We start from the raw sequence: 1,731 nt of genomic DNA on the forward strand, positions 1-1,731 counted from the left end.
AGAAGTCCGGGGCTCACAGCTTCGCAACACTATCGTTAATTTACGCAATTAGACATGAAGGCCTGAACCGTCTGGTGCTCACGTCCGGGCGTGCAGAACAGCAGCCGCTTGGCATCCAGGTCGTGCACCACGGTGACGTAGTCATGCCCGCGGCGCAGGCTGGTCTCGTCGATGCCCACGATACGCACCTGGCTCATGTCCTGCTTGCTGCGCGCCTGGCTCACGTAGTGCTCGATGCGGCGCCACAACTGCTTGTCGCGCACCCGCAGATCCCTGGCCGCCTGGCGCACGGGCAAGTCCCTGCACATCGTCAGCGCCAATGCTTCAAACAGCAGCGTGAAGCCGCTGCCCTGGCGAGCCCACGGCACTGTCAGTTGCGTCGTCTTGCCGCAGGCCGTGCACCCCACGCGTGGCACCTCGGCGTGCAGCCACGCCTCGTACTGGAAAAAGTCCAGATGCCGCCACGAGCGCGGCAGCCGGTCATGCACCTTCTGCGAGGCCGCACCGCAAGCCGGGCACGCCAGCAGCGACTGCTTGCACTCGACGTCGAAATCGATGCGGTGCTTGGCGGTGTCAAGCCGAACATCCCGCACCACCCATGGTGCTTGCAGACCCAATGCGCCGGTGAACAGCGCCTCCACGCCAACGTTCAAATCCGTACTCCTGGCTACCGCCCCGTGGACATGTGGACACTCTCAAGGGCAGCCTGCCCACATGCCCACCGGGCTCGACGACGACCGGCCATCCTGTCTGTTGGGTTCCACACGAAATGACGAGGGGCGGCAATTGGCAACCCCAACGCGATTGCCAACACCACAGGCTCCATAGGGAATCGACGTGCGCACATGACGATGTCAAGTCGCATCGCTAGACTGGCGTTAGCCCAAATGAGCTAACGCCTGATCAAAGTGGTTGCGCCATTGTTTCGAGAAGAAGTGATGCAGGCCCGTACCGACCGGTTCCTCGGTGGCGTAAGGGTTCGCACGACACCAGCTTGGTGGGCAGTGACGACAGTCGCTGCCGTCATGGCGGGTTCGTTGATCGCCTACGCTATCTTCGGGGAGATGACACGCAAGGCAAGCGTGGGTGGAATGCTTGTGCCAGCCAGCGGCCTGATGGATCTCTACGCCGCGAGCGCAGGCAGCGTCGTGGAGCTGCGCGTGGTTGAGGGCCAGATAGTCCGAGAAGGGGACGTTTTGGCGGTGCTAGCAACAGACCAAGCCGTGGGTGCGGGTAAGTTGGGCGGCCAGCTAGCGCGGCAAATTGACAGTCGCCGCGCAGCGCTTGAGGCAGAGCGCGCGCTGCGTGCAACCCAGGTTCGGCTACAGCGCCAGTCTCTAGCGGCTCGAATGCAAGCGATGGATGCTGAACTCGTCGGTCTGCAAGACGAGATCGCGCTGAGCAAGCGCCGCGTGGCATTAGGGCAGCAACAGGCAGCACGTGTGGAACAGCTGGTTGCGTCTGGATTTGTGTCGCCCAATCAAGCTCAAGGCAGCCAGAGCGAGCTTCTCGAAGCCGAAAAGCGAGTCCAGCAGCTCATTCGCAGTCACATTGCACTCGCCCGAGATCGGGAAACGCTCAAAGCAGACATAGCGAATCTCTCAGCACAGCTAGAGAGGGACAGGGCTGAGGTTGACAGCAACCTTGCCCTGCTTGCTCAGGAGGCCGTAGAGAACGAAGCTAACTTTCATGATGTGGGACAACGCCCCGGATCATGGAAGACTTCCACAT

At 61.6% G+C, this 1,731-nt stretch carries 1 protein-coding gene and 1 pseudogene; one reads left to right on the plus strand and one right to left on the minus strand.

What is annotated here, in order from left to right; translation table 11 throughout:
* Positions 1-56 precede the first annotated feature (56 nt).
* Positions 57-653, minus strand: a pseudogene (locus tag ACOVRJ_RS09890) (helix-turn-helix domain-containing protein); the annotation flags it as partial.
* Between the two features lie 267 nt (positions 654-920).
* Here ACOVRJ_RS09890 and ACOVRJ_RS09895 point away from each other — a divergent pair.
* The coding region (locus ACOVRJ_RS09895) for a biotin/lipoyl-binding protein (protein ID WP_422043683.1) at positions 921-1,731 on the plus strand (811 nt) is incomplete at its 3' end.

The organism is Roseateles sp. (assembly GCF_049240545.1).
Lineage (GTDB): Bacteria > Pseudomonadota > Gammaproteobacteria > Burkholderiales > Burkholderiaceae_C > Paucibacter_A.